The organism is Bacillus sp. RO1 (genome assembly GCF_012524115.1).
Classification (GTDB): domain Bacteria; phylum Bacillota; class Bacilli; order Bacillales; family Bacillaceae_I; genus Sutcliffiella_A.
In genome coordinates this window covers 1-24,976 of sequence record NZ_JAAZWB010000040.1, presented here as the reverse complement: position 1 = coordinate 24,976, position 24,976 = coordinate 1, and the positions used below count along the sequence as shown (strand labels likewise).

Annotated in this window: 25 protein-coding genes and 2 other annotated features; of the genes, 3 read left to right on the top strand and 22 right to left on the bottom strand. The window is 40.8% G+C overall.

Annotation, left to right across the window (positions count from 1 at the left end; translation table 11 throughout):
* Window positions 1-264: 264 nt before the first annotated feature.
* Both HC179_RS03525 and HC179_RS03520 read right to left on the bottom strand, forming a co-directional pair.
* On the bottom strand, window positions 265-1,350 hold the full coding sequence (locus HC179_RS03525) for a M42 family metallopeptidase (RefSeq protein WP_168863085.1): 1,086 nt from the start codon (window positions 1,348-1,350) through the stop codon (window positions 265-267).
* A gap of 72 nt (window positions 1,351-1,422) precedes the next feature.
* Window positions 1,423-1,914, bottom strand: coding sequence for a dUTP diphosphatase (locus tag HC179_RS03520; RefSeq protein ID WP_168863084.1), 492 nt, complete (start codon window positions 1,912-1,914; stop codon window positions 1,423-1,425).
* Window positions 1,915-2,027: 113 nt separating this feature from the next.
* Here HC179_RS03520 and HC179_RS03515 point away from each other — a divergent pair, with 113 nt between their 5' ends.
* The gene (locus tag HC179_RS03515) at window positions 2,028-2,420 is read left to right on the top strand and encodes a sigma-w pathway protein ysdB (RefSeq protein WP_168863083.1); all 393 of its coding nucleotides are present in this window, start codon (window positions 2,028-2,030) and stop codon (window positions 2,418-2,420) included.
* An 87-nt stretch (window positions 2,421-2,507) separates the two neighbouring features.
* On the opposite strand, the gene HC179_RS03510 is transcribed toward HC179_RS03515, so the two are convergent.
* On the bottom strand, window positions 2,508-3,044 hold the full coding sequence (locus tag HC179_RS03510; RefSeq protein ID WP_168863082.1) for a PadR family transcriptional regulator: 537 nt from the start codon (window positions 3,042-3,044) through the stop codon (window positions 2,508-2,510).
* Between the two features lie 127 nt (window positions 3,045-3,171).
* On the opposite strand from HC179_RS03510, the gene HC179_RS03505 reads away from it, so the two are divergent.
* Both HC179_RS03505 and HC179_RS03500 read left to right on the top strand, forming a co-directional pair.
* Window positions 3,172-4,371, top strand: a complete 1,200-nt coding sequence (locus HC179_RS03505; RefSeq protein WP_168863081.1) for an MFS transporter — start codon at window positions 3,172-3,174, stop codon at window positions 4,369-4,371.
* A complete protein-coding gene (locus HC179_RS03500) occupies window positions 4,371-4,706 on the top strand; it encodes a YisL family protein (RefSeq protein WP_168863080.1) in 336 nt (111 codons plus the stop codon). The genes HC179_RS03505 and HC179_RS03500 overlap by 1 nt, the downstream gene beginning before the upstream one ends.
* A gap of 362 nt (window positions 4,707-5,068) precedes the next feature.
* Here the strand turns inward: HC179_RS03500 and HC179_RS03495 are convergent, their stop codons facing one another.
* The 19 genes from HC179_RS03495 to hflK form a co-directional block, all read right to left on the bottom strand.
* Complete coding sequence (locus HC179_RS03495) at window positions 5,069-5,656, bottom strand: TVP38/TMEM64 family protein (RefSeq protein ID WP_168863079.1); 588 nt, start codon at window positions 5,654-5,656, stop codon at window positions 5,069-5,071.
* 62 nt (window positions 5,657-5,718) lie between these two features.
* Complete coding sequence (locus tag HC179_RS03490) at window positions 5,719-5,985, bottom strand: DUF1294 domain-containing protein (protein ID WP_168863078.1); 267 nt, start codon at window positions 5,983-5,985, stop codon at window positions 5,719-5,721.
* Between the two features lie 119 nt (window positions 5,986-6,104).
* Window positions 6,105-6,464, bottom strand: coding sequence for a 50S ribosomal protein L20 (gene rplT, locus HC179_RS03485; RefSeq protein ID WP_010195693.1), 360 nt, complete (start codon window positions 6,462-6,464; stop codon window positions 6,105-6,107).
* Between the two features lie 24 nt (window positions 6,465-6,488).
* Window positions 6,489-6,689 (bottom strand): 50S ribosomal protein L35, encoded by a 201-nt coding sequence (gene rpmI, locus HC179_RS03480; protein WP_010195692.1) that lies wholly within the window; start codon window positions 6,687-6,689, stop codon window positions 6,489-6,491.
* Between the two features lie 21 nt (window positions 6,690-6,710).
* Window positions 6,711-7,229, bottom strand: coding sequence for a translation initiation factor IF-3 (gene infC / locus HC179_RS03475; protein WP_082380810.1), 519 nt, complete (start codon window positions 7,227-7,229; stop codon window positions 6,711-6,713).
* Between the two features lie 56 nt (window positions 7,230-7,285).
* Window positions 7,286-7,424 (bottom strand) — a sequence feature (ribosomal protein L20 leader region).
* A gap of 524 nt (window positions 7,425-7,948) precedes the next feature.
* Window positions 7,949-9,880: a threonine--tRNA ligase gene (gene thrS / locus HC179_RS03470; RefSeq protein ID WP_168863077.1), complete on the bottom strand. Its 1,932-nt coding sequence runs from the start codon at window positions 9,878-9,880 to the stop codon at window positions 7,949-7,951.
* Window positions 9,881-10,098: 218 nt separating this feature from the next.
* Window positions 10,099-10,332 (bottom strand) — a binding site (T-box leader).
* A 69-nt stretch (window positions 10,333-10,401) separates the two neighbouring features.
* On the bottom strand, window positions 10,402-11,238 hold the full coding sequence (gene ytxC / locus HC179_RS03465; protein ID WP_168863076.1) for a sporulation protein YtxC: 837 nt from the start codon (window positions 11,236-11,238) through the stop codon (window positions 10,402-10,404).
* 121 nt (window positions 11,239-11,359) lie between these two features.
* Window positions 11,360-12,259 carry a diacylglycerol/lipid kinase family protein gene (locus HC179_RS03460; RefSeq protein WP_168863075.1) on the bottom strand — a complete coding sequence of 300 codons (900 nt, stop codon included), beginning with the start codon at window positions 12,257-12,259 and terminating at the stop codon, window positions 11,360-11,362.
* A 128-nt stretch (window positions 12,260-12,387) separates the two neighbouring features.
* Entirely contained in the window at window positions 12,388-13,842 is a 1,455-nt protein-coding gene (locus HC179_RS03455) for a replication initiation and membrane attachment family protein (RefSeq protein ID WP_168863074.1), read from the bottom strand.
* Between the two features lie 75 nt (window positions 13,843-13,917).
* On the bottom strand, window positions 13,918-14,379 hold the full coding sequence (gene nrdR / locus HC179_RS03450; RefSeq protein WP_060664819.1) for a transcriptional regulator NrdR: 462 nt from the start codon (window positions 14,377-14,379) through the stop codon (window positions 13,918-13,920).
* Between the two features lie 24 nt (window positions 14,380-14,403).
* Window positions 14,404-14,808, bottom strand: a complete 405-nt coding sequence (locus HC179_RS03445) for a cytosolic protein (RefSeq protein WP_481747952.1) — start codon at window positions 14,806-14,808, stop codon at window positions 14,404-14,406.
* 114 nt (window positions 14,809-14,922) lie between these two features.
* On the bottom strand, window positions 14,923-15,297 hold the full coding sequence (speD, locus tag HC179_RS03440) for an adenosylmethionine decarboxylase (protein WP_168863072.1): 375 nt from the start codon (window positions 15,295-15,297) through the stop codon (window positions 14,923-14,925).
* 326 nt (window positions 15,298-15,623) lie between these two features.
* A complete protein-coding gene (locus HC179_RS03435) occupies window positions 15,624-16,655 on the bottom strand; it encodes a glyceraldehyde-3-phosphate dehydrogenase (RefSeq protein ID WP_168863071.1) in 1,032 nt (343 codons plus the stop codon).
* Window positions 16,656-16,856: 201 nt separating this feature from the next.
* Window positions 16,857-17,456 carry a dephospho-CoA kinase gene (gene coaE / locus HC179_RS03430; RefSeq protein WP_168863070.1) on the bottom strand — a complete coding sequence of 200 codons (600 nt, stop codon included), beginning with the start codon at window positions 17,454-17,456 and terminating at the stop codon, window positions 16,857-16,859.
* Between the two features lie 57 nt (window positions 17,457-17,513).
* The gene (ytaF, locus tag HC179_RS03425) at window positions 17,514-18,155 is read right to left on the bottom strand and encodes a sporulation membrane protein YtaF (protein ID WP_148987858.1); all 642 of its coding nucleotides are present in this window, start codon (window positions 18,153-18,155) and stop codon (window positions 17,514-17,516) included.
* Window positions 18,156-18,489: 334 nt separating this feature from the next.
* Window positions 18,490-19,371 carry a DNA-formamidopyrimidine glycosylase gene (gene mutM / locus HC179_RS03420; RefSeq protein WP_168863069.1) on the bottom strand — a complete coding sequence of 294 codons (882 nt, stop codon included), beginning with the start codon at window positions 19,369-19,371 and terminating at the stop codon, window positions 18,490-18,492.
* A gap of 24 nt (window positions 19,372-19,395) precedes the next feature.
* Window positions 19,396-22,029: a DNA polymerase I gene (gene polA / locus HC179_RS03415; protein ID WP_168863068.1), complete on the bottom strand. Its 2,634-nt coding sequence runs from the start codon at window positions 22,027-22,029 to the stop codon at window positions 19,396-19,398.
* Window positions 22,030-22,254: 225 nt separating this feature from the next.
* Window positions 22,255-23,187 (bottom strand): protease modulator HflC, encoded by a 933-nt coding sequence (gene hflC, locus HC179_RS03410; protein WP_168863067.1) that lies wholly within the window; start codon window positions 23,185-23,187, stop codon window positions 22,255-22,257.
* On the bottom strand, window positions 23,180-24,145 hold the full coding sequence (gene hflK, locus HC179_RS03405) for an FtsH protease activity modulator HflK (protein ID WP_481747953.1): 966 nt from the start codon (window positions 24,143-24,145) through the stop codon (window positions 23,180-23,182). Before hflK ends, hflC begins: the two co-directional genes overlap by 8 nt.
* Between the last annotated feature and the right edge of the window lie 831 nt (window positions 24,146-24,976).

The window sequence follows — 24,976 nt, the reverse complement described above, 5'->3', positions numbered from 1 at the left end:
AGTTTAATCGAGTTAACGTTACCATCATATAACAATGAAGTGCAGGGAATCTACCCGAGTTGGTGCCGTTTTATTGTGAGTTCGTGCGGAAATGGACCAAGTTCGTGCCAAAATTACTTGAGTTCGTGCCAAAACACACTGAGTTCGTGCCAAAAAGATTCTCCACCTAATTTATACCAAAAATATATAAAAAAAGAGACAGATAACCCCTAATTTCCAATTTAAAAACAAAAGGCCCGCTACGGCAGGCCTTCAAAATAAATATCAATCAAACGTCAATCTGCTTACAGTATCAGCATCTAACTTCTTAATAACCTCTGCAATCAACTTCACCGCGTTCTCATAGTCATCGCGGTGCAACATTGCTGCGTGAGAGTGGATGTAGCGTGTTGCAATCGTGATAGATAGTGCTGGTACACCTTGAGCTGTCAGGTGGATAGCACCGGAATCTGTTCCGCCTCCTGCTACAGAGTCGAACTGATATGGAATCTCCATTTCGTCAGCTACACCTGTTACAAAGTCGCGTAAACCTTTGTGGGAGACCATGGATGCATCATAAAGGATGATTTGCGGGCCTTTCCCCATTTTGCTTAGTGCTTCTTTTTCGGTTACGCCTGGAGTGTCTCCTGCGATACCTACGTCCACACCGAATCCGATGTCAGGTTGGATTAGGTTAGCGGAAGTTTTCGCACCACGAAGGCCAACTTCCTCTTGCACTGTTCCTACTCCGTACACCACGTTTGGATGGTCAGCGTCTTTTAACTGCTTCATCACGTCGATGGCGATGGCACAGCCGATGCGGTTATCCCATGCTTTTGCAAGCAGCATTTTTTCATTGTTCATTACCGTGAATTCGAAGTAAGGAACAACCTGGTCGCCTGGGCGAACTCCCCACTCTTGTGCTTCTTCACGGCTGGATGCACCGACGTCGATGAACATGTCTTTGATGTCTACCGGTTTTTTGCGTGCTTCCGGAGGCAGGATGTGTGGTGGTTTAGAACCAATTACACCTGTAACGTCGCCCTTAGAAGTTACGATTGTAACGCGTTGTGCTAGCATTACTTGGGACCACCAGCCGCCAACCGTTTGGAAGCGAAGGAATCCGCGGTCATCGATATGTGTAATCATGAAGCCCACTTCGTCCAAGTGACCTGCTACCATTACTTTTGGTCCGTCCGCTTTCCCGACTTTTTTAGCAATTAAGCTTCCCAATCCGTCTGTGAATACTTCATCAGCGAATGGCGTTATGTATTTTTTCATTACGTCGCGTGGTTCTTTTTCGTTGCCGGGAATACCCTTGGCATCTGTTAGATCTTTCAACATTGTTAATGTTTCATCTAGCTTTGTCATGTATTTCGACCCCCTTAATAAATATCAATCCAACAATTATTATACAGAAAACTCTTATTAATGTAAAAAGGATTAGTAACCTTGCTGTTGCCTTTCATGATTGATCTGATTTTTTTCCAAGTAGGCCTGCTCTACTTCCTCCCATTCAAAACCAAGCATTTCACCTAATTGTGTATAGGAATCCAGTAATAGATAATAATTTCCCTCAGAAAGATCGTCTTTAAAAGTAGAAACCAACTGATAAACTCTATTAAATTGCTCAGTTAGCGTGGCTGCTTCTTCCGCAAGTCCTCTAGAAGTTTCCGGACCGTCATACCCAAACGTCAGCCCAAGGGATAAAATAAAATGCACCCCGTCCACATACTCTTCAAGTATTACTCCGCGTGCTGCCGGTGGCTTTACACTCCAAAATTTAAAGCAACGAGTTTCATTGGCCAATTCACCAATCTCTACAAGCAAGGCCAATATCTTTTCTTCAACCAAATCTTCTTTCCGCAACCCATGTTGTGATTCGATTTTTGCATCAAGCTCTCTTTGCATGTCGTATAAACGTCTTAAATTCAAAAATATCGCCTTCTTTTTAAAAAAATTTATAAAAAATGAAACCTTTTGATACCTACACCCGTATATAAGGTATTTTATAACACAAACTGTATTTTTGCGAAGGAGTAGCAAATATGTTTATGATTCTCATTCGTCTTGCTTTACTTGCACTTTTTGCTTTTATTATTTATTCCATTTTCAAGTATCTCCTGAATCCGAAAAGGAAGCTCGAGATTGCGCATGAACAGAAGAACTTCTATCTTCTAGATCAGAAAAGCAATGTACGGAAAAACTTTCTTCTGACCTACAAAGGGGTCATGTTTGAAGGGGAAAAATATTTGGGGACGACTGACAGAGCATTTGAGGTCATTTCCATTTTCATCTGGCCGAAGAACCCCGAAAAGTTGCAAGGATTAAAGAAGCATGACTTTGAATTTATGCAAAAAGAGGTACGAAAGCAATACCCAGATGCTTTGATTGATTGGAAAAGTCCCATAAAAGAGTTTTTAAAAGATGAAAGAGGATAACGCTTCCTGGAGTTATCCTCTTCTGTACAAAATCATCCTCACCTTAATACACTTCATTAAGGGACTTGTGCCAAAAGGGTACTTTTACTAGTCTTTCATACGGGTAATTACCTCATCTTTCACCTTCTCACACCACTCTATATACATTTTTGCATACATGACCCCATATTCAGAAGTGGCAAAATCTCCTATCATACCAATAGAATTTTCCAGATGTTCTTTTTGCCATGCCAAGGTACCATCTAAAACTTGTTTCTCCCTCGAGATGATGGAATCTAACAGCGTGAGAATTTCCTTTTTTGTAAGGAGGTGAAAAGCGCTCGCCTTTATAAGAAATTCATCCTTAATCTTCGCTGGTTTATGAGCTTCGTTTACTAGCCAGTCCACTAACATTTTCTTTCCATGGTTGGTAATGGAGTACAGCTTCTTATTAGGGCTTCCTTCTTGATAAATATACTCCGACTCAATCAATTCGTCCTTCTCCATTTTGTTTAGCTCTGTATAAATTTGAGAATGTGTGGAGCTCCAAAAATAAACCATTTTTTCTTTAAATGTTTTATATATTTCGTAACCAGTCTGTGGATTTTGTGAGAGTAGACCAAGCAATGCATATTTTAAGCTCATGTAGCATCTTCCTTTCCATCTATGAACAGTTTGTTACAGATACCTGTTATGTATTGTGTAAAATCAAAGACCCCTTTAAGATTAATATGTCAATAATGACATATATCTATTTAGGAGGAGGTGACATATGAATAAACGTATCGTATTACTCATGTTGATACAAGTCTTTATTTATTTAGGATTTGGAATTATTATCCCTGTCATACCAGAGATTGTTAGCAAGCTAGACACAAGCTCGGTTCATTTAGGGGGGCTCCTGGCAATCTATTCACTTTCCTCATTTATCACAGCACCCTTCTGGGGAGGTCTGTCCGATCGATTTGGAAGAAAAAGCATGATACTTATTGGATTAATGGGCTATTCTTTTTCCTTTGTCCTATTCGGTTTATTCCTTAATAGCTTAGCCGGACTTTATGCATCAAGGGTATTGGGTGGAATATTTTCGGGTGCCCTGTATTCTGCGACCATATCCTATGTTGCCGACAATACAAATGAAGATAACCGAACGAAATACATGGGGTTTATTGGAATCAGTATTGGGGTTGGCTTTATTTTGGGCCCATCCATTGGAGGGTTTCTCAGCACCCTTAGTCTGACGGCTCCTTTTTATTCCTCAGCTGGCCTGCTTCTTCTCCTATTTTTTCTCACATGGCTGCTTCTCCCAGATTCAATAAGAAAAGGAGAAAACGCTATGAAGCACAGGTTCCTGTCCAAGAAGCAATGGGGGATGCTTCGCAGTAACCAAATGATTGCCTTATTAAACTTTACCTTCATCGCTACCTTATTGATGGCAGGACTTGAGTCTACCTTCCAACTTTTCGAAATTAAGAATATTGGTATCACGCCTGTTCAGATAGGACTTCTTTTTATGATTAGCGGTTTCGCTGATGCCATCGTCCAAGGCGCAATCATTCCATTTATAAAGCGTGGACAGGAGGCTAGGTGGATAATTGCTGGGCAAATAGCATCCGGTGCGGCCTTATTATTAATCCCCTTTACCCAAGAACTGTGGATAGCTGGGGCAGCATTAGCATTATTCTCGGCCGGTAACGCACTAGTGCGTACGTGCACCATTTCCTTAATTACCCTGCAGGCTAAGCATCAACAAGGTCTGGCTTCGGGTATCAGTTATTCCTTGGACAGTCTCGGTAGAATTATTGGACCATTAGCTTTTACATTCCTATTGGACATACATGCTGTCACGACATTCATTGTGTTAAGTATCATCACGTTTTTTAGTATTTTAATCATGGTTTATTTTGAGAAAATACGCTCAGCACATACAACCATGTTACCTCAAAATGATAAACAAAGGAGAATTCATTGATGTTTCAAACTCTATATTCCATTCATGCCAGTGTTTGGCTGTTACTTGTCATAAGTTTTTTTATCACCTATTTTATTAACAAAAAGAAAATAGCTCACATGGTTTTACGACTTTTTTACATTGTGATGTTAGGTACTGGCATTTCTATGCTCAATTTGATGGGCTATCCGTTCAACTATATTCTAAAAGGTTTACTGGCTGTTATCTTAGTGTCCCTAATGGAAGTCCTTCTTGTAAGAAGAAAGAAGGGACAGAAAAATGGAGGAATCTTACTCCTATTATTCTTGGTGCTATTACTTGTGCTCCTTATGGGCTTTAACGTGGTAACTTTTTGATGAGTAAGAAGCATTATCTGTTGATTGTTTTTCTCTTCATTGCCATTTGGGCATTAATTGTATTCACTAAACAATAAAAATCACAAACAATCCCATCATTTCTAGTGACCACACAGCAACTCTCGGTGTCACATCCAGCAGCAAAGGAGAAAATTAAGTTAATTAAAATGCACATTAAATAAATAACCAAAAGAAATCGGTGCCGGAAGAGACCTTTCAACGATTATTGAGGGTTAAACTAAGTTTCATGGAGACCACGCATACGGTTCGGTTTTCGTACTTCCTTTGGGTTGTGTACAGGGTCTGTTGAAAAAGTCCAATTAAAGAGTTTAAAAGATGAAAGAGGATAACGCTATTATGCGTTATCCTCTTTTATATTGCTTTTCTTTATGAAAGAATTGTTCCCATTTCATAACGACGACTTTTTGTCTCATTACCAGCATGAGAAGCAAGAGTCCAATGAGCACTGCAACCATGGCAGTTGGAGAAAATTCCGTGATAAATTGGCCAAAAATGGTATAGATAATTGCGAGAGGAATATTAGTCAGGAGAGAAGCTTTTGCATAGTTGGAAAAGCTTTTTGTCGTTTCAATCAAGCAGAGAGAAAGTAAGTGGAAATGGATGAATGGAACCAGACGCATGACAGTGATCTGTCCAACCGAAAAGTTTGCGCGGTTGCCAAAGAGCCTTTCTTTCATTTTTAGTATTTTCCCAAATATGCCGGGAAACTGTTGATACAAAAAGTAGAAAAATAAACTGGATAAGGTTAAGCCTGCGACAGAGTAAATGCTGCCGATTACTCCACCAAACAGGGCTCCTCCGGCAATGCAGATAATGACCACCGGAATAAATAAAACTTGTCTTAATATATGAAAAAGAATAAAACCAAGAGAAGCCAGCCACCAGTGACTTTCAATCACGACAAAGAGTACGTTCATTTTTTCGTCCATTTTGGCTTGCCTCCTAGTTTTTAATAAAGCTTATTCACCTATCAATAAATTATGTTAACTTATCAGGCTATCAGGAAATATCCCCAAAACCCGATATGTAACAACGTTATGAATGGTAGACCTATCCGGAATAACAGACGCTTTGTTTTATGACGGAAGGTTTGCATCCCCATCCAAGCACCAAGTGCACCGCCTAACAGCGCAATTCCCCAAAGGTGTAATTCTGGCACTCTCCAGCGATGCTCGATGGCCCTTTGTTTATCTACTTTCATAATAATAAAGCCTACAATGTTGATAAAGATATAATAACCGACGAGTACTTCCATCATATCCTCCGACGTTCGAATGTGTGCACACATTTTGTAGACTGACTTTACTCTCAGTCTCATCAATATTCTATCAAAACACAAAAGAGGCTACCAAATGTTAGCCTCTTTTGTTTGGGTAATTATTTATTTAAGCTGTTTTTCGCAGCAGTTGCCAATTCAGCAAATGCTTTTTCGTCGCTAACTGCTAGCTCAGCTAACATTTTGCGGTTTACTTCGATACCAGCTACTTTCAAACCGTGCATTAGACGGCTGTAAGAAAGACCGTTCATGCGAGCCGCTGCGTTGATACGAGCGATCCAAAGCTTACGGAAGTCGCGCTTCTTCTGGCGACGATCGCGATAAGCGTACATTAGGGATTTCATTACTTGTTGGTTAGCTACTTTATATAAAGTGTGTTTAGAACCGTAATAACCTTTGGCTAATTTAATGACTTTTTTACGACGTTGGCGTGTTACTGTACCGCCTTTAACTCTTGGCATTATGAATACCTCCTATAAAAAATATTATCTTAAGTTGTCTAACATGTGACGGATGCGTTTGAAATCACCTTTGCTGACCATAGCTGATTTACGCAATTTACGCTTTTGCTTTTGAGACTTGTTAGCGAATAAGTGACTTGTGTATGCGTGAGAACGCTTTAAGCTACCAGATCCAGTTTTCTTGAATCTTTTCGCTGATCCGCGATGAGTTTTCATTTTAGGCATTGGAGTTCCTCCTCATATGAATTACTTTTCGTTTTTAGGTGCCAAAATTAAGAACATGCTACGTCCATCCATTTTAGGATGGGATTCAACTGTTGATACTTCTGCACATGCAGCAGAGAAACGATCTAGTACACGCTGACCGATTTCTTTATGCGTAATCGCACGTCCTTTGAATCGGATCGATGCTTTTACTTTGTCTCCTTTTTCAAGGAATTTGATTGCATTGCGAAGCTTCGTGTTGAAGTCATGCTCATCAATTGTAGGGCTTAAACGAACTTCCTTTAAGCTGATTACTTTTTGGTTTTTACGCGCTTCTTTTTCTTTCTTCTGTTGCTCGAAACGGAACTTTCCGTAGTCCATGATTCGGCATACAGGAGGTTTCGCATTAGGCGCAACCATTACTAAGTCAAGGTTAGCACGTGCTGCTATTTCTAGAGCTTCGACTTTTGACTTGATTCCTAGCTGGTCTCCATTTTGACCGATTAGACGTACTTCACGGGCACGAATGCCATCGTTTACCATCATGTCCTTGCTAATAATTAGCCACCTCCAAGGTTTATTCCGAACACCGTTTGACGAACAATTTACTCTTTTGTACAAACAAAAAAGTGTGGATGTACACATACACCCACACTTTACGATTACATAAGTAAAAGATAAAATCTTTCTCGTAAAACCTGCCAACTGCATGTGATGCGTCAATCAGGTGAGAAGCGGGTGCTTCTTCTTGTCCTCAAACAAGTATTCAATTTGACCTTGTATAATATATCATTAATGATGATTGATTGTCAAGAATTCGTATCAAATGAAACAACGTTTTAAATGATATCAGATAAATTGAGATTGTGCAATAGTTTTTTTAAAGGGGTATAAAAGATCGGTGTTTGGGTTAACTCCTTGTCTCCTTTCGTTCCAGGTGTTCGCTTTCCGAGGGGCGGTGCTTGAGCCTCCTCACTGCGTTGCGGGGTCTCAAGTCTACCGCTATCTCCCTCCGGAGTCTCACACCTTGCACTCCAGTCGACAAGGGGAGTTTGTATAAACATTTTCACTCAGCTTACTGTCGGAAACTAGTCATTTACTGTCCATTCGGAGGGTAATACTGTCCAAAATTTAAGAATACGAGCGAAAGTGAGGCATTTACTGTCCAAACTATCTGAAGTACATGCTAAACGACAAACACAGTCAATTTTTGATATCAACCCCTACAAAAAAAGAAAGGAATGCCTTAGCCAAAGCATTCCCTCCGTATCACAAAATACTTATCTCTTCGCTTCTTTCACCAATTCATCCACAAATTTCTCTAGTGAGATTGTTTCGGATTTTTGTTCGCCGTATTTGCGGACATTTACTGCGCGTTCTTGGATTTCATTGTCTCCTAGCACTAGCATGTATGGGATCTTTTGCATTTGTGCTTCACGGATTTTGTAGCCGATCTTTTCGTTTCTTTCGTCCATTTCCACGCGGATACCTTTAGATTTCAGAAGGTCTTGCACTTCTTTAGCATAGTCGAAATGTGCGTCAGGTGATACAGGGATCACTTGGACTTGTACTGGTGCCAACCAAGTAGGGAACGCACCTTTGTACTCTTCGATCAGGAATGCCACAAAGCGTTCCATAGTAGAAACTACTCCACGGTGGATAACAACCGGACGGTGCTGTTTGCCGTCTTCCCCAACATAAGTTAGGTCGAATTTCTCTGGTAATAAGAAGTCAAGTTGCACTGTAGATAATGTCTCTTCTTTTCCAAGGGCAGTACGCACTTGAACGTCTAACTTAGGACCGTAGAATGCTGCTTCGTCGATTGCTTCAAAATAATCAAGACCAAGCTCATCCATCGCTTCCTTCAACATGCCTTGTGCTTTTTCCCACATTGCATCGTCATCAAAATATTTTTCTTTATTTTCAGGATCACGGTAGGATAGACGGAAAGAATAGTCATCCAGGCCGAAATCTTTATATACTTCAAGAACTAGGTTAACAACACGCTTCAGTTCATCTTTGATTTGATCAGGACGAACGAAGATGTGGGCATCGTTCAGAGTCATTCCACGTACACGCTGTAGTCCTGCAAGCGCACCAGACATTTCATAACGGTGCATAGTCCCAAGTTCAGCAATACGTACAGGAAGCTGACGGTAACTGTGGATGCTGTTTTTGTACACCATCATATGGTGCGGACAGTTCATCGGACGAAGAACAAGTTGCTCGTTATCCATTTCCATTGGAGGGAACATACCGTCTTGATAGTGGTCCCAGTGACCGGAAGTCTTATATAGCTCCACGCTACCCATTACAGGAGTGTACACATGGTCATAACCAAGCTCCACTTCTTTGTCCACGATATAGCGTTCGATTACGCGGCGGATTGTTGCACCCTTTGGTAACCATAGCGGCAAGCCTTGCCCAACTTTTTGTGAGTTGAAGAAAAGGTCAAGCTCTTTTCCGATTTTACGGTGATCACGTTCTTTTGCCTCTTCTAGCAGGCGGAGATGCTCATCAAGCTCTGCTTTTTTGAAAAAGGCAGTTCCGTAAATACGTTGAAGCATTTTGTTTTTGCTGTCGCCTCTCCAATATGCTCCGGCGATGCTTAATAATTTGAATTCTTTAATTTTTCCAGTGGATGGTACGTGAGTTCCACGGCAAAGGTCGAAGAATTCTCCTTGTTCGTAGATGGAGATAGTTTCCCCATCAGGTAATTCACGAATCAATTCTAGCTTCAGCTCATCATTCAGTTCTTCGTAGCGGCGCAATGCTTCTTCTCTGCTCACTTCCACACGAACAACATCCAAGTTTTCGCTAACGATTTTTTTCATTTCTTTTTCGATTTTTTGAAGGTCTTCTGGAGTTAAAGATTCTTCCATGTCAATATCATAGTAGAACCCGTTCTCGATTACAGGACCGATTCCTAGTTTCACGTTGCCGTATAGGCGTTTGATCGCTTGTGCCATCAAGTGGGCAGTACTGTGTCGCATGATTCCAAGCGCTTCGTCGGAGTCTTGCATGATGATGCTGATCTCTCCGTCTATATTAATCGGGGAACGCAGGTCAATGAGTTCTCCGTTTAGCTTTCCAGCGATTGCTTTCTTTTTCAGACCCGGACTGATGGATGCAGCGATATCTTCTGTTGTCGTACCACGTTCAAACTCCTTTACCGCTCCGTCTGGAAATGTGATCTTCATTAATTCCGACATCTCTGTCACCTCTTCTTTAGAATTTTTTAGGTTCTGTTAGACACTGCTGTTGATTTCCGCAAATGGCTTCGCTTTCCTAGGGGCTGACGAGAGCCTCCTCGGCTTCGCCTGCGGGGTCTCCACCTAGCGCTATCTCCCTCAGGAGTCTTCGCCTTTTGCTCCAATCAACAGCTAGAGATTAACTGAACCAAAATAAAAAAACCCGCCCCTTATATAAAATAAGGGACGAGTTTAATATCCGTGTTTCCACCCAAGTTCCCATCTTTTAAAAATACTAAAAGACGGCTTCATTATTGGATAACGAGGGTTTTCCCCGTCAACAGCTACTGCTATGTTCACCGTTGAAGTTCAGAGGTGGTTAGGGTTTTAATCGTGATAGGAAGCTTACAGCCGGTGACTTCCCTCTCTAAAATCCGTTTTTAAAACACTCATGTCCTCATCGATACTTTTTGAGCTATGAAGTTAAAATTGATTATGTAGGTTATTATATTCTCCTGTTACAGGAAAATCAAGTGGTCACTTTAATCAATTTTACTTTTATTTTGCCCAAAATAGTGAAAAGGTAAAACAACGGCACGCTCTTCAAATATATTTCGGATTGTCTCCACAAGCTGATGCTCTGTATTATCCGTGTAAAGAAACAGTTTTTTAGGTGCGATAGATACCAGTGGAGCAAGAACGACTGAGTCTATATAATACGAATAATTGTTAAAATGAGTGCGGTTCATAAACTTGATGAGCTGATTTTTTGGGATATGCGAGAAAGACTTATCATAAAAATCGAATTGATATTGATAAACAAGGTGCAATTCGTCCAGCTTTGAATCTGTCGTCGTCAGTAGTTCCCGTAGTTGATGGACAAACGATTGATATTCCTGTTCCAGCTTATACTCATCGATTGCCGCTTCCACAAATACTTGCAATCCTTCAAAATATTCTTTCAACCGGAACGTAATAAAGGAGTCAAATGAAAACGATATGGGTTTTTGAAAAAAGGACTGCATGACAGATTCCAACTGGGCATCACGCTGTTCTACAGCCGGGAGATTGGGAATATCAGACCGTTCTCCGAGCAAAATGGATTGCAGAATACAGAGAATCTGTTCCTGTTCTTCTTCCTCTTTATAGTAAAACGTATTTTCCAATACCGACAATATCCATTCCTTCTCTTTGGTACGGTGAATGTAATACTTCAGCACCGGGACAATGGTATTTCTGTAAAAATGAACATCCTTTGATTCCACGACGATTTTTTCTTTATGTAAAGAAAGGATAGAATCACTCTCAGGATTTTTCTCTAGTACATTCATATATATCGCAGTTGCGTCCGATTCATTTCGAAAGGAAATCTCAAACAAGTTTGTCCCCCCTTTGGTACACCTAATTCAATGTATATGGGAAGGGGGATGGAAAAATGAATAAATATAAAAAAATATGCGCCATCCCCCCTATAGACAGGAATAGCGCATCTCATAACTCTTATGAAAATGGATAATCACCTACAATGACTTCCAAATGATTGGGAAGAATGGAGACAGTAGAAGGTGTATGGTAGGTTTTTTCACCGTCTGTATCGATTTCCTGATTTGGAGCTGCTTGTATTCTCAATTCTTTTGCACGGAAGTAGACAAGGTCGTCGTTTCCCTCTGTTGGGAATTCTTTTTGAAGCCTGGTCTGCATCCATGTCCAAAGTTGGGCAATGGAGGTTTGCTTTATGATCAACACATCCAGTTCACCGTCCTGTACGCTTGAAGAAGGGAAAAACGATTGAATACCGCCCAGAAAAGAACCATTACCAATCAGCAGCATGACAGCATCCCCTTCATACGATTGTGTTTCACTTTCTAAGGTAAGCTGAAACGGTTCCTCTTCCATTACCGTTTGTCCGGCACTGATGTAGTAGGATAGTTTTCCGAGAAGCTGTTTTGTTCCGCTGTCGATGTTGCCTGAAACCTTGGAGACTAAACCGATTCCCCAGAAGTTCAAGAAATACTGATTGTCACTTTTGCCGACGTCCACTTTTTCTGTTCGCTTTTCTAGTATTTGCTCCACTGCTTTTAACGGGTGTTGCGTGATTCCTAGCGTTCGAGAAAAATCATTACACGTTCCGCCTGGTATGATTGCAAATATCGGTCTTTTATTAAGAGGTGCCAATGCGTTAATTAATTCAAAGATGGTTCCGTCCCCGCCAGCACCAATAATAAGATCTACGTGCCCTGCCAGCTCCTCAACGAGTTTGGCACCGTCACCTTCTTTTTCGGTCGGATGGATGGTGACTTCCTCAAATGTGCTCGATAACATTTCTTCTATCTGTTCGATGGAATTAATTAATTTCTTGTTCCCGGCATTTGGATTAACGATCACCGCTACTCTCTTCAAAGGTTATTTCCCCTTTTCTTTAGTCTTATAATAGACGATACCCTTTTTTGGTAGTATTAACATCTTTTTAACATATAGCACCAAAAAAAGAAGGCCGCATCTCCCAAGAAGGTACATGCAGCCTTTTTTTATGGATCCAACCTTATTTTTTTCTCTTTCATTTTCGCCAAACGTTCCATCAGCTTCTGCTTTTCGTCTTCTTCTACTTGCTTAAACTTATCAGACTGACTACTTGTAGCATCCGACTCAGTCGCAGCTCCATCCGGACTGACAAAACGATTGCGCACTACTTTCCCTGCTTGGGCTTTAGAGGAGCTAGCTCCACCAGTACCGTTAGAAGCTGGCTTTGTATCCGCCCAATTCTGGTACTGACGGTGCTCTTCTTTTGCAAGTTCCATGGCTTCACTGACGGTTTTCACCTGTTTCCGTGCCCAGTGACTTGCTATCTTTTCGACGTATTTACGGTTAAGCTTCATATCTGTTTTCAACAACACATAATAAAGCAACACATTTACGACTCCAGGTGTCAGTTGTTGTTTGAACAGGACGTCCTCGACAATTCGAAGGTCAGAGGCAGACGGTTCCGATCCGCCGGAGAGATCCGTTAGCATTTGCTTTGGAGAAACATTTTCCAACTGTTGAATGAGCTGTTCATCCTTTGTGGCAGGCTTTTTGTCCGTAAACTGCCTTAAGTTCAGCGGCTGTGTTTTCTCCACAAGTCCTGGCAATGTATCTTGATATTCCAGCTGATACCAATCCCTTGCCGCCTTGCGGAGTTTTTCTAGATCTACTTTTTCCTCTACATCAATCACATTCATCATTAGGTCGCGCATAGATATTGGATCAATGGTATAGATGAAGGATAGCTTGACAATCGCTTCCTTCACTTTAGCAGTGATGGATTTCTTCGGGATGACCACCTCAGACAGTCCAGCAAAAAACAGATCAAAGTCAAAAGTTTCTTGGGTTACCTTTGGCTCGCTTCCTTTTTTACGGTCCATCCACTCTTCGCCTTCAGCCAACGGCAGTTCTTCCATCATCTCCTCGTTCGCTGCATATGCCATATTTTCTGACTGAACAGATTGGAAGACATCACTGAAACTTCGTGTCACTTCCTGGTATTCATCTACAGGGAGTACCTTGTCCGAAAAGTATTTCTTTACACTTGCGTATTTATTCTTGCCAAGTCGATTATATAAGTAAATAGTTAGCATTGGTTCTGAAAAGAATGCTTCTGGGGAAAGTGGAGGTTGAAGTTCATAAATGAAAGTGCGAAGCTGATCATCTTCCTTGACCCACGTTTTTAAAAGACCGATGCCTTCAAGTTTTATTCTTTCCTGATGAATATCTTTTAAATTGCATTGCATCGTTGTCATGATGCCATGATGCGTAGTCTCTCCGCCCCATAAGCGATCTTGGTCCAGTTCACTCCAAAGGGTCATGTATAAACTGAATCCCCTGAAACCAAGCAACGGCTGATAAAGCATGGTAAGAATTTTTCGGTCAAACTGCTGGAGCACTCCATTTGAACGGACAATATACCGGTCTACAGGGACCAGCTCTTTCCAATGGCGATCAGACATGATACATCCAAACCTTTCTTTTAAAGAAATAATCGAAAAAGAGAGGCATATGTTTCCTCTCTCACTTAGGGTTGCTTATTTTCTTTCCTTATCAATAATTTCCTTTAATTCATCCAAGAAGACATTGATATCCTTAAATTGACGGTAAACAGAAGCAAATCGTACATATGCCACTTCATCTATTTTTGACAATCTTTCCATTACCATTTCACCGACCATATCGCTTTTCACTTCAGATATGCCGATATTTCTTAATTCTTTTTCTACTTCCATCACAATGTCTTCGAGTTGCTTTAGGGCAACTGGTCTTTTTTCGCATGCTCGTATTAAGCCTCTCAGCACTTTTTCTCTGCTGAACTCTTCGCGTATTCCTTCTTTTTTCACAACGATAAGCGGCATTTCTTCCACTTTTTCAAATGTCGTAAAACGGTAGGAACATGACTCGCATTCTCTTCTTCTTCTAATGGATTTTCCCTCTTCTACAGGGCGTGAATCTAGCACCTTCGTCCCATTATGGTGACAGGCAGGACATTTCATGATGGTTTCCACTCCGTTTCCAATCTACTTTTTCCCCGAATTCAGCCCGGATCCAATATAGATCATCGATTTATCAATCCGTTCATACATCTGTTTGATCAGCTGACGACTGTATCCAAAATCGAAAGGTAGCTTGGTTTCTGTTGTAACGGAAAAATCAACTGCCGTTTCAAAAGGTCGGACAGATATTACCGTGACAATGACAAATGCTTTTCTGCCTTTGTTCACTTGCAATGCAATTTCCCCGTGCTCTTCAGAAACAGACTTTACCGTTACGCCTTCCATCTTGTTAAACAATTCTTGTAAAGCCTTCATTGCGTTTTTATTGGTAGTTTTATAATACCGGCTACGCAGGGATTCTTCTGTATGATTTTCCCGTGTTTCCGAGTGATTGGTCAATATACCTTTCAGCTTTTGCATCGCTCCCACTTTAGCCTGACAACCCCTTAACTTGTGTTTTTTATGTATGATATATTTTTGAGTATAATAAAAAGAGGTGCATGCTATACACCTCTTTTTATTTTAATGCATTTAGTTATAATTTTAAAGAGCTTTTGCTTTGTTTACTTGAACAGGACCCATTCCACGTGGAAGTTCGATTGTTTCACGCGTCTGAGCATTTAAAGCAGTTGCAATATAGTCAGCTGAAATATTAGGATCTAATTCTCCGCATGTATAAACATCGATACTTGCATATCCGTGCTCTGGGAAACTATGAATTGTTAAGTGGGATTCGGATATAATAACAACTCCGCTTACCCCTTGAGGAGCAAATTTATGAAAAGCTACCTCTCTTACTTCTGCACCTGATTTTAATGCAGCATCGACAAAAGTTCTTTCGATGTAATCCATATCATTCAATTTGTCAAAATCGCAACCCCATAATTCTGAAATAACGTGACGACCTACTGTTTCCATCTCACGTTCCCCCTTTTCATTTTTTAAAATACATGAATTCCTCAAAGGTGAAGAGTGATTGATGTATTACTACCACGGGGGAAAGTTAGTCCAGAGAGGTCCTAACCCTTTAAGTAGCCACATAATCGTTTCAAGAAGTTCACGAAAAATAGTATAATGCTTTTATTTTAGATTTGCAACAGGCATTTAAGACTTTTTTTCTTGAAATCTATTAATTTAGGAAAAAGGTAAAAATAATTCCATTTTCCGACACATGCAAAAAAGCGGTTAACACAAAATGTTAACCGCTTACATTTATTTTATTATAATATGGTTTCAGGTCAAAATTAACCAGCCATTACTTCTTTAGCTTCTACCATTTTTTCAGCCACGAATTGAACAAGATCAACCACTCGGCAAGAATAACCCCACTCATTATCGTACCAAGCCAATACTTTTACCTTTGTATCGCCCATCACCATTGTGGATAATCCATCGATGATAGCAGAATGCGGGTTAGTGTTGAAGTCCACAGATACAAGCGGCTCCATTGTAACCCCTAATATACCATCCATAGAACCGATGGAAGCACTTTGGAACGCATCATTCACGTCTTCTACCGTTACCGGTTTCTTTAAGTCTACCACTAAGTCAACAAGCGATACGTTAGGTGTTGGAACACGTAGCGCCATTCCATGAAGTTTCCCCTTTAAGTGTGGAAGAACGAGAGATAATGCTTTTGCCGCACCTGTAGATGTTGGGATGATGGACTGACCGCAAGCTCTTGCTCTGCGAAGATCTTTATGCGGGTTGTCAATATTTTTTTGATCATTTGTATAAGCATGAACGGTAGTCATTAGTCCGTTTTCAATTCCAAATTGTTGATCTAACACTTTCACAACTGGAGCTAGGCAGTTGGTCGTACAAGAAGCGTTAGAGATGACAAAATGCTCATTCATATCTAGTACTTCTTCATTTACGCCCATGACAATCGTTACATCTTCATTTTTTCCAGGAGCTGTCAGTACTACCCGCTTAGCACCTGCTTGAAGATGAAGTGCCGCTTTATCGCGAGAGTTAAATTTCCCTGTTGCTTCAATAACGATATCTATATTCATTTCTTTCCAAGGAAGCTCTTCTGGGTTACGGTTGCTTACTAATTGAATGCGCTTACCATTTACGATTAAGGCATTGTCTTCTGCGTAAACATCCGCATCGAAACGTCCATGGTTTGTGTCGTATTTAATAAGGTGAGCTAGCGTTTCCGCTGGATAGCTCGCATTGATTGCAACGATATTTAAGCCTTCTTCTTGGATGGCGCGTCTGAATACCATTCTCCCTATTCGTCCAAACCCGTTAATTGCAACCTTTGCCTTCATGAAAATTCCCCATTTCTGTATATATGTTATACTTATTAATCTGTTATCCTGCAATTAGTATAACATAATTAAAATCTATATGTCATGTGAAAAATAAAAAAAGGGCATTTCCCTATTTTTGGATATGCCCTTAGTACTATTAACCTAGTAAGTTTTTGGAATTTCAGTTGATCTCCGTTCGAGGCGCTTTGATCAACCGGGTTACTGGATATGCCATTGTTTTAGTATTTGGTTTAATTGTTGCTCTGTTTTGCCGAGGGAGCCGTTGTTGTCAATGACAGCATGGGAGAGTTTTACTTTTTCAGAAAGAGGCATTTGTGATTGAATTCTGTCTGTCGCTTCCTTTTCAGTTAAGTCGTTTCTCTCCATTAACCGTTTCAATTGTGTTTTTTCCGTTACATAAACGAGTAATGTTTTATCTACAAGATGGGTTAGCTTGCTTTCGAAAAGTAAGGGGATATCCATGACTACCACATCATGTCCCTCTTCTATGTAGTTTTTTGTCTTTTCTTTCATGCTTGTCCTGATGCTTGGGTGCATGATGTTGTTCAAATTTTGCCGCTTCGTTTCATCTTGAAAAATAATGCTGCCGAGCTTTGGTCTGTTCAACGTTTTGTCATCGTTAAGTATGTCAGTTCCAAACTCAGTTACTAGTTTCTTATATGTATCCGTACCAATTTCAACTACTTCCCTAGCCACCACGTCAGCATCCACAATCGGTATGTTTTTATCCCTCAGCATATTGGCCACTGTGCTTTTACCACTAGCAATTCCACCGGTAAGTCCTATAATCAAAGGCATGTCCACTCCTCCTTTTTTAAAAGAGAGGCTGTGCTAGACAACCTCTGGTGTTTCTTTTTACATTTTAATAATCCCGATAACGATAAGTAATACTCCCGGTAAAAAGGAGAATTTGTTAATCCACGAAACGGTGGAAAACACCCTTCCTAATTTTATTCCGGTAATTACAAATAACGAACTCATCACGGCTACTGAAACCGCCATTACCCCGGGAGAGTACCCAAGCAAAGCTGCACCGATACCGGCACCAAAAGCATCAAGGGAAAGAGCAATACCTAGAAAAAAAGCCTCTAATCCAGTGATGGATCCGGAACGGTCAAAATCAGCTTCTGTTGGCTTTCTCAAAATGTTGATGACTACACCTAGGGATTTGATTTCAAGATTGAACAGTATGCGTTCGTCTGCAAAAGAAGTACTATCTTCGGCTGTACTGGCACGGAAAAACTGGTAGAGAACCCACATTCCTAAAAGAATGAGAATACTTCCACCAACTGTCTCTGCAAAAGCAGGGGAGAGAAATTTCATAAGTATGGTGCCTACTAACATGGCAAGCAAAAGCGAGACGGCCGAACAACACGCAATGATAGTGATTGATTTAAGCGGCATATGCATTTTTCTTAGGCCATATGTCAAGCCAACACTGAAGCTATCCAGACTAACGGCAAAGGCTAGTAGGATAAGTGAGATGTATGGAATCATTAAGAGCTCCTCCCTAACTATCACTACGATAGTATATGGCAGGAGCCCATTCGATGTGTTCTATTTATTTTTTGCTCTAACTTTCTTTTGCCTTACAATGTGTTCGTTGAAGGCTATTGAAAAAGTCTTCGAGTTTAGATATTGTTTAGACTCCGCTGTGGATTTCCGCAAATGGCTTTGCTTTCCTAGGGGCGCTGGTGGAGCCTCCTCGGCTTAGCCTGCGGGGTCTCCACCTAGCGCTATCTCCCTCAGGAGTCTTCGCCTTTGCTCCAATCCACAGCTAGAAATCACTAAGTACAAGATATTTAAGTGGCAACTCAACGCTTAAGGAGCCTCATTCCCTCCTCTTTAGGCAAAAAGGGGGGATTTTGAGTTTACTCAACTCCTGTGGCTTTGGCTGGCAATTTGGGCAGGTGTGGGTGCCTCTGCCGGCTACGACTGTTTTTTCGATTTCCTGGCCGCATTTTCTGCAAGGTTCTCCTTTTCGGCCGTAGACGAAAAGCTCGAGCTGAAACATGCCAATCTGACCTTGTGAATTTACATAGGAACGGATAGTACTCCCACCCTTGTCGACGGCTTCTTGAAGGGTCAGAACTATTTCACGTTGCAGCTCGATCAGCTCTTCCTCGTTCAAACTGCTTGCGACTCTTTCGGGGTGTATTCCCGCTCTGAATAAAGCCTCGTCTACATAAATATTCCCAAGACCGACAACAACTGTTTGATCCAAAAGGACCGCTTTGATGTTTCGATTAGTTTTAGCGAGTCTCTCTTTAAGGAGGTCAAGGTTGAACTCGTCCTCAAAAGGCTCTGGTCCTAAACTCGCAAGCGATTTCGCTCCAATTTCCTCCCCTTTTTTATAAAGATGAAGCGTGCCGAACTTGCGAACGTCCTGATAGCGAAGTTCGGTACCGTCTTCAAAATAGAAAAAAACATGTGTATGCTTATTTGCTGGTTCATCTTTTTGATAGAGGCCATATTTGCCTTCCATTCTCAAGTGAGAGACCATACAATAATCATTAAGGTAGAAGAGGAGAAACTTCCCTCTTCTTCCTATTTCCACAATCTCTTGGCCAATCAGCATCTCCTCAAAAAGAGCAGCATCATCCGGCTCTTTAATCATTTTTGGCCATAGGACTTTCACCTGTTTAATTTTTTTACCTTGTACAAGCTGAACCAGTGTTTTTCTAACCGTTTCAACCTCAGGAAGTTCTGGCATGGTAACACATCCTCATAAAAACAATTATTTCGCGTCGTACCATGTAGAGCCATAAGAGTAATCCACTTTCAACGGGACCTTTAATTCCACTGCTTGCTCCATCACTTCTGGTACAATTTTCTTTAACTTTTCGATTTCATCTTTAGGAGCCTCAAATACAAGTTCATCATGTACTTGAAGTAGGACTTTAGATTTCATATTTTCTTCTTCCAGTTTATTTGCCATATCAATCATTGCTTTTTTTATGATATCAGCGGCACTACCTTGAATCGGGGTGTTCATCGCGGTTCTTTCTGCAAAACTTCTCAAGTTAAAGTTGCTGCTTGTTATCTCTGGCAGGTAACGGCGGCGATGCAAAAGGGTTGTAACGTATCCCTTATCCTTTGCATCAAGGACGCTATCTTCCATGTATTCTTTCACTCCAGGGAAGCTTTCCAAGTACCGGTCGATAAATGTCTTGGCATCTTTTCTTGTAATCCCCAAGCTCTGCGAAAGGCCGTAGTCGCTAATGCCATAGACAATTCCAAAGTTTACGGCTTTGGCCTGACGGCGCATATTCGAAGTGACTTCTTCTTCTGAAACATGGAATACATCCATTGCAGTTTTTGTATGAATGTCCGCATCTTCTTTAAATGCTTCAATCAGCTTTTCGTCATTAGCAATGTGGGCAAGAACCCTTAGTTCAATTTGGGAATAGTCGGCAGCAAAGATAACCCAATCTTCATGGGATGGGATAAATGCCTCCCTTATCTTTCTACCTTCCTCTAGGCGAACAGGTATATTCTGCAGGTTTGGATCAATAGAACTCAAGCGCCCAGTCTGTGTTAACGCTTGATTAAAGCGTGTGTGTATTTTATGCGAATCCTCATGAATCACTTTTAATAACCCTTCAATGTAGGTTGATTTCAGTTTGCCTAATTGACGATAGTGTAAGATTTGTTGAATGATCTCGTGCTTTTCTGCTAATTTTTCCAACACGTCAGCAGAAGTCGAATACCCTGTTTTTGTCTTCTTTACAGGCGGTAGTCCAAGCTTTTCAAAAAGAATGACACCAAGCTGCTTTGGAGAGTTAATATTGAATTTTTCGCCTGCCAGGTCAAAAATTTTCTCTTCTATTTTCTCTAGCTTCTCACCAAGGTCTGTTCCCATTTCTTCCAATCGTGCCTTATCCACTTTAATACCGAGCGCTTCCATTTCGGCCAGTACCAATGTCAATGGCATTTCCAGTTCCTCGAATAATTCCAACTGCTCATTATCCTTCAATTCATGAATGAAGGACTCTTTCATTTCCTGCATGGCGAAAGTCTTTCTCACCAGATGGTCTGCAACCTTCTGTTGATCCGGTATAGCACGCTTGGCACCTTTGCCGTAGACAGCTTCATCTGTTTCAATCTGATAATAGCCTTTTTTGCGGGCAATTTCCGCAAGGTCCGTAGAAGTCTCAGACGGATTCACGATATAAGATGCAATGATAAAGTCAAAGTCAATCCCGTTCAGTTCAATCCCCTTCCACTTTAGTGCTACGATTGCTCTTTTCGCGTCAAAAACTGTCTTTTTTCTTTTATGATCTGAAGCAAATGCTGCAAATTCTTCTGACTGCAAAGCTACATCTGTAGGGATAAAATAGTTCCCGGTCTCATTCACGAGTGCAATTCCTTGAATGTCTGCACGGTGATAATTTTCATCTAACACTTCTACCATGAAGAAGTTTTCTTTTGCAAAATGCGCCTCTTTTACTTCATCCAGTATTTCAAAGGAAATATCCTCTAAATCCTCTGTTACCGTTTCTCCTTCTTCTCCGAGCTTGTCCAGCAGAGAGTTGAAACTAAGTTCTTTAAAGATATCGACCACTTTCTTTTTATCGTAACCTTCATAAATTAGCTCTTCCACGGTAACTTCTACTGGTGCTTCCGTCATGATAGTTGCGAGCTGCTTGCTCATGATTGCCTGTTCTTTATTATCTTCCAGCTTTTCTTTCAGCTTTTTCCCACTGACCTGGTCAATGGACTCAAGAAGTGTTTCGATTGTGCCAAATTCCTTTAACAGTTTGATGGCTGTTTTTTCTCCCACTCCAGGTACACCTGGGATGTTATCCGAAGAATCTCCCATAAGACCTTTCATGTCGATGATCTGGTCCACATTCAATCCATATTTTTCTTCAATAAATGCAGGTGTGTAGGAATCTACATCTGTAATACCTTTTTTTGTGATATCCACCGTGATTTTATCTGTGGCTAGCTGTGTTAAATCTTTGTCACCTGAAATGATTTTCACTTCATAATCATCTTTTGCAGCTTGCTGAGCCAATGTCCCAATAATGTCATCCGCCTCATATTCAGGCAGTTCGTATCTTTTTATGTTGTATGCGTCCAGTAGCTCTCTAAGGAAGGAGAATTGTTCGGACAGTTCAGGCGGAGTTTTTTGGCGTCCCCCTTTGTATTCTCCGAACGTTTTATGGCGGAATGTTGTTTTGCCTGCATCAAATGCCACAAGCATATGGGTAGGTTTTTCTTCTTCTAAAATGCGCATCAGCATCATGGTAAATCCATAGATAGCATTGGTATGTATTCCTTTTTCATTGCTTAATAGCGGAAGTGCAAAGAAAGCACGATAGGCGATGGAGTTTCCATCAATCAATACTAGTTTGTTTTTTGCCATATTCCTAACTCCTCCTTTGTTTCTTTTTCATATTTCTTATGTAAAATCCCAACTATAAAAAGCCACAATTCTTCTTCTATTCTATCATGGATAAGAACAGAAACAAAAATTGTGGCTTTGTTATTATGACTGGAGGTTTACTTTAAAGTTGGAAGTTCCTTTCCGCTGCAGTCGAGTGCCTTTCGCTCCAATTCACTCATCTTATAACATTAAAACTTTACTCTTTTATTCCATTCCACCCATTAGGAGTTTGGCGTATGGGGAGTCGGAAGGAAGGACGATGACGGTTTCTCCATCAATGGTCTTTTTATAGGACTCAAGTGTGCGGTAAAGCTCATAGAATTCAGCATCTTTAGAGAATGCTTCATTGTAGACTTTAGCCGCTTCTCCTTCTCCTTTACCGCGTATTGTATCTGCATCCGCTTCGGCTTTCGCCAGTATTTCTTTCACTGCTCGATCTGTATCTGCCATGATTCTGTTTTTATCGGCATCTCCACGAGAAAGGTATTCTTGAGCAGTTGATTGACGCTCTGAAATCATCCGTGTGAACACGGCAGCTTCATTTTCAGGTGGCAGGTCCGTTCTTCTCATACGCACATCCGTCACGACAATTCCGTAATTATCTCTTGCCAAAAGTTCATTTACTCTATCTGTTACTCTGTCATTCAAGCTTCCTCTTGATGACTTTTCATCATTGATAATATCATCATAATTCAGTTGTCCAAGTTCTGTTCTGACAACAGAGAATACAAACTCGGACATCTTGGTTTCTGCATTCACAAGACTCGCTAGGTTACTGATCATCAATTCAGGATCTTCCACTCGCCATACCACATAATTATCAATTAGCATCCGCTTTTTGTCGCGAGTGTTTATTTCAGCACCGGCTTCATCATATAGCATTTGATATTTGGGAACAGTCGTTACGGATTGAATGAATGGAGTTTTGAAATTCAAACCAGGCTCTTCCACTATCTTTACTACTTCTCCAAACTGTCTAACAACCTTATATTCGCCTTCTTTTACGACAAATACATTTGCAAGGATTACACCAAGAACGATAAGCATCACCGCTCCAAATATTCCTCCGCGAATGATGGTTTTCCATTGCAAGTCAGGTTTTTTCTTTTCTAAATTGATAATGTTTTGATCACTCATTGTTCCCACTTCCTTCCGGGTTCGCTGGTGGTTTTGGAGCTGAATTTTCGGTTCGGAGCGGGAAATATTTCATCGTATTGCCATCATCATTCATAATGTAGATCTCGGCATACGGTAAGACTTCTTCCATTGTCTCTAAAATAAGACGCTTTTTCGTTAATTCCGGAGCATTCACATATTCGTTGTACAAGGAATTGAATTTAGCTACGTCTCCACGAGCACGCTCAATTCTTGCAGCCTTTTCCCCTTCTGCTTTAGAAATAATGGCGTCTTTCTCGCCTTCTGCTTCATTTAGACGTTGGTTTTGATACCTTTTCGCTTCATTGTTCTTCGTGTTTTCCATTTCACGTGCATCTGTTACATCTGTAAAAGCTTTACGAACCTCATCATTGGGTAATTCCACATCCTGAAGATTGACAGATGTAATGGAAATACCAATATCATAGGTTTCCATTAAGGAAGTAAGTAAGTCATAGACCTCCACTTCAATTTGTGCTTTACCTGAAGTCAATGCTTCATCTATCTTAGTGCTACCGATAATACTTCGTAGCGAAGCGGATGTAGCATTATAAAGGACAGCCTGAGGATCATCACTATTGAATAAGTATTTTCCTGGATCGGTTATCTTCCACATGACTACCATATCTGCCAATACGATATTTTCATCACCTGTTATCATTTTTGTATCATTTGTGTATTCAACTATCTCTCCATCTTTTTCTTGATAGCCAAACTGTAAACTGAAGGTCTCCTTGGACATTGTTTCTACTGTTTGTATAGGCCAAGGCATCTTAAAGTGCAGTCCTGGTTCACTGATTCCTTCTTCTACTTTTCCAAATGTCATAATCACAGCTTGTTCTGATTGATCTACCGTGTACCATGACGTTAAAGCAACTGACCCTATGACAGCAGCAAGTATTACAAGAAAAACGGTCGTGTAAATTCGCTTTAAACTCATCAAAGTTGTCTTCTCCCCTTTTTATGTTCTCCATAAGTTATACGTATGAGGGGAGGGAAGGTTTCATTATTTATATGGATATTTAGTTGCTTGGTTATGCTCCGCTGTTGATTGAAGGTCTTCGTATCTGTGGAGAAGACTTCGCTACTACTTTTTTCTCGTCACTGAGGTCTTCATCTCGTCTATGAAGACTTCGCTACTCTTTTTTTCTCGTCACTGAGGTCTTCATCTCGTCTATGAAGACTTCGCTACTACTTTTTTCTGGTCACTGAGGTCTTCATCTTGGCTATGAAGACTTCGCTACTCTTTTTTTCTCGTCACTGAGGTCTTCATCTCGTCTATGAAGTCTTCTCTACTCTTTTTTTCTCGTCACTGAGGTCTTCATCTCGGCTATGAAGACTTCGCTATTCTTTTTTTCTCGTCTATGAGGTCTTCATCTCGGCTATGAAGACTTCGCTACTACTTTTTTCTGGTCACTGAGGTCTTCATCTCGGCTATGAAGTCTTCTCTACTCTTTTTTCTCGTCACTGAGGTCTTCATCTCGGCTATGAAGACTTCGCTACTCTTTTTTTCTCGTCACTGAGGTTTTCATCTCGGATATGAAGACTTCGCTACTCTTTTTTTCTCGTCACTGATGTCTTCGTATCTGCGGAGAAGACTTCGCTACTCTTTTTTTCTCGTCTATGAGGTCTTCATATCGGCTTTGAAACCTTCGCTACTACTTTTTTCTGCTCAATGAGCTATTCATCTCGGCTATGAAGACTTTTCTCCTCTTTTTTCTCGTCACTAAGGTCTTCATATATGATATGAAAACTTCACCACTCTATTTTT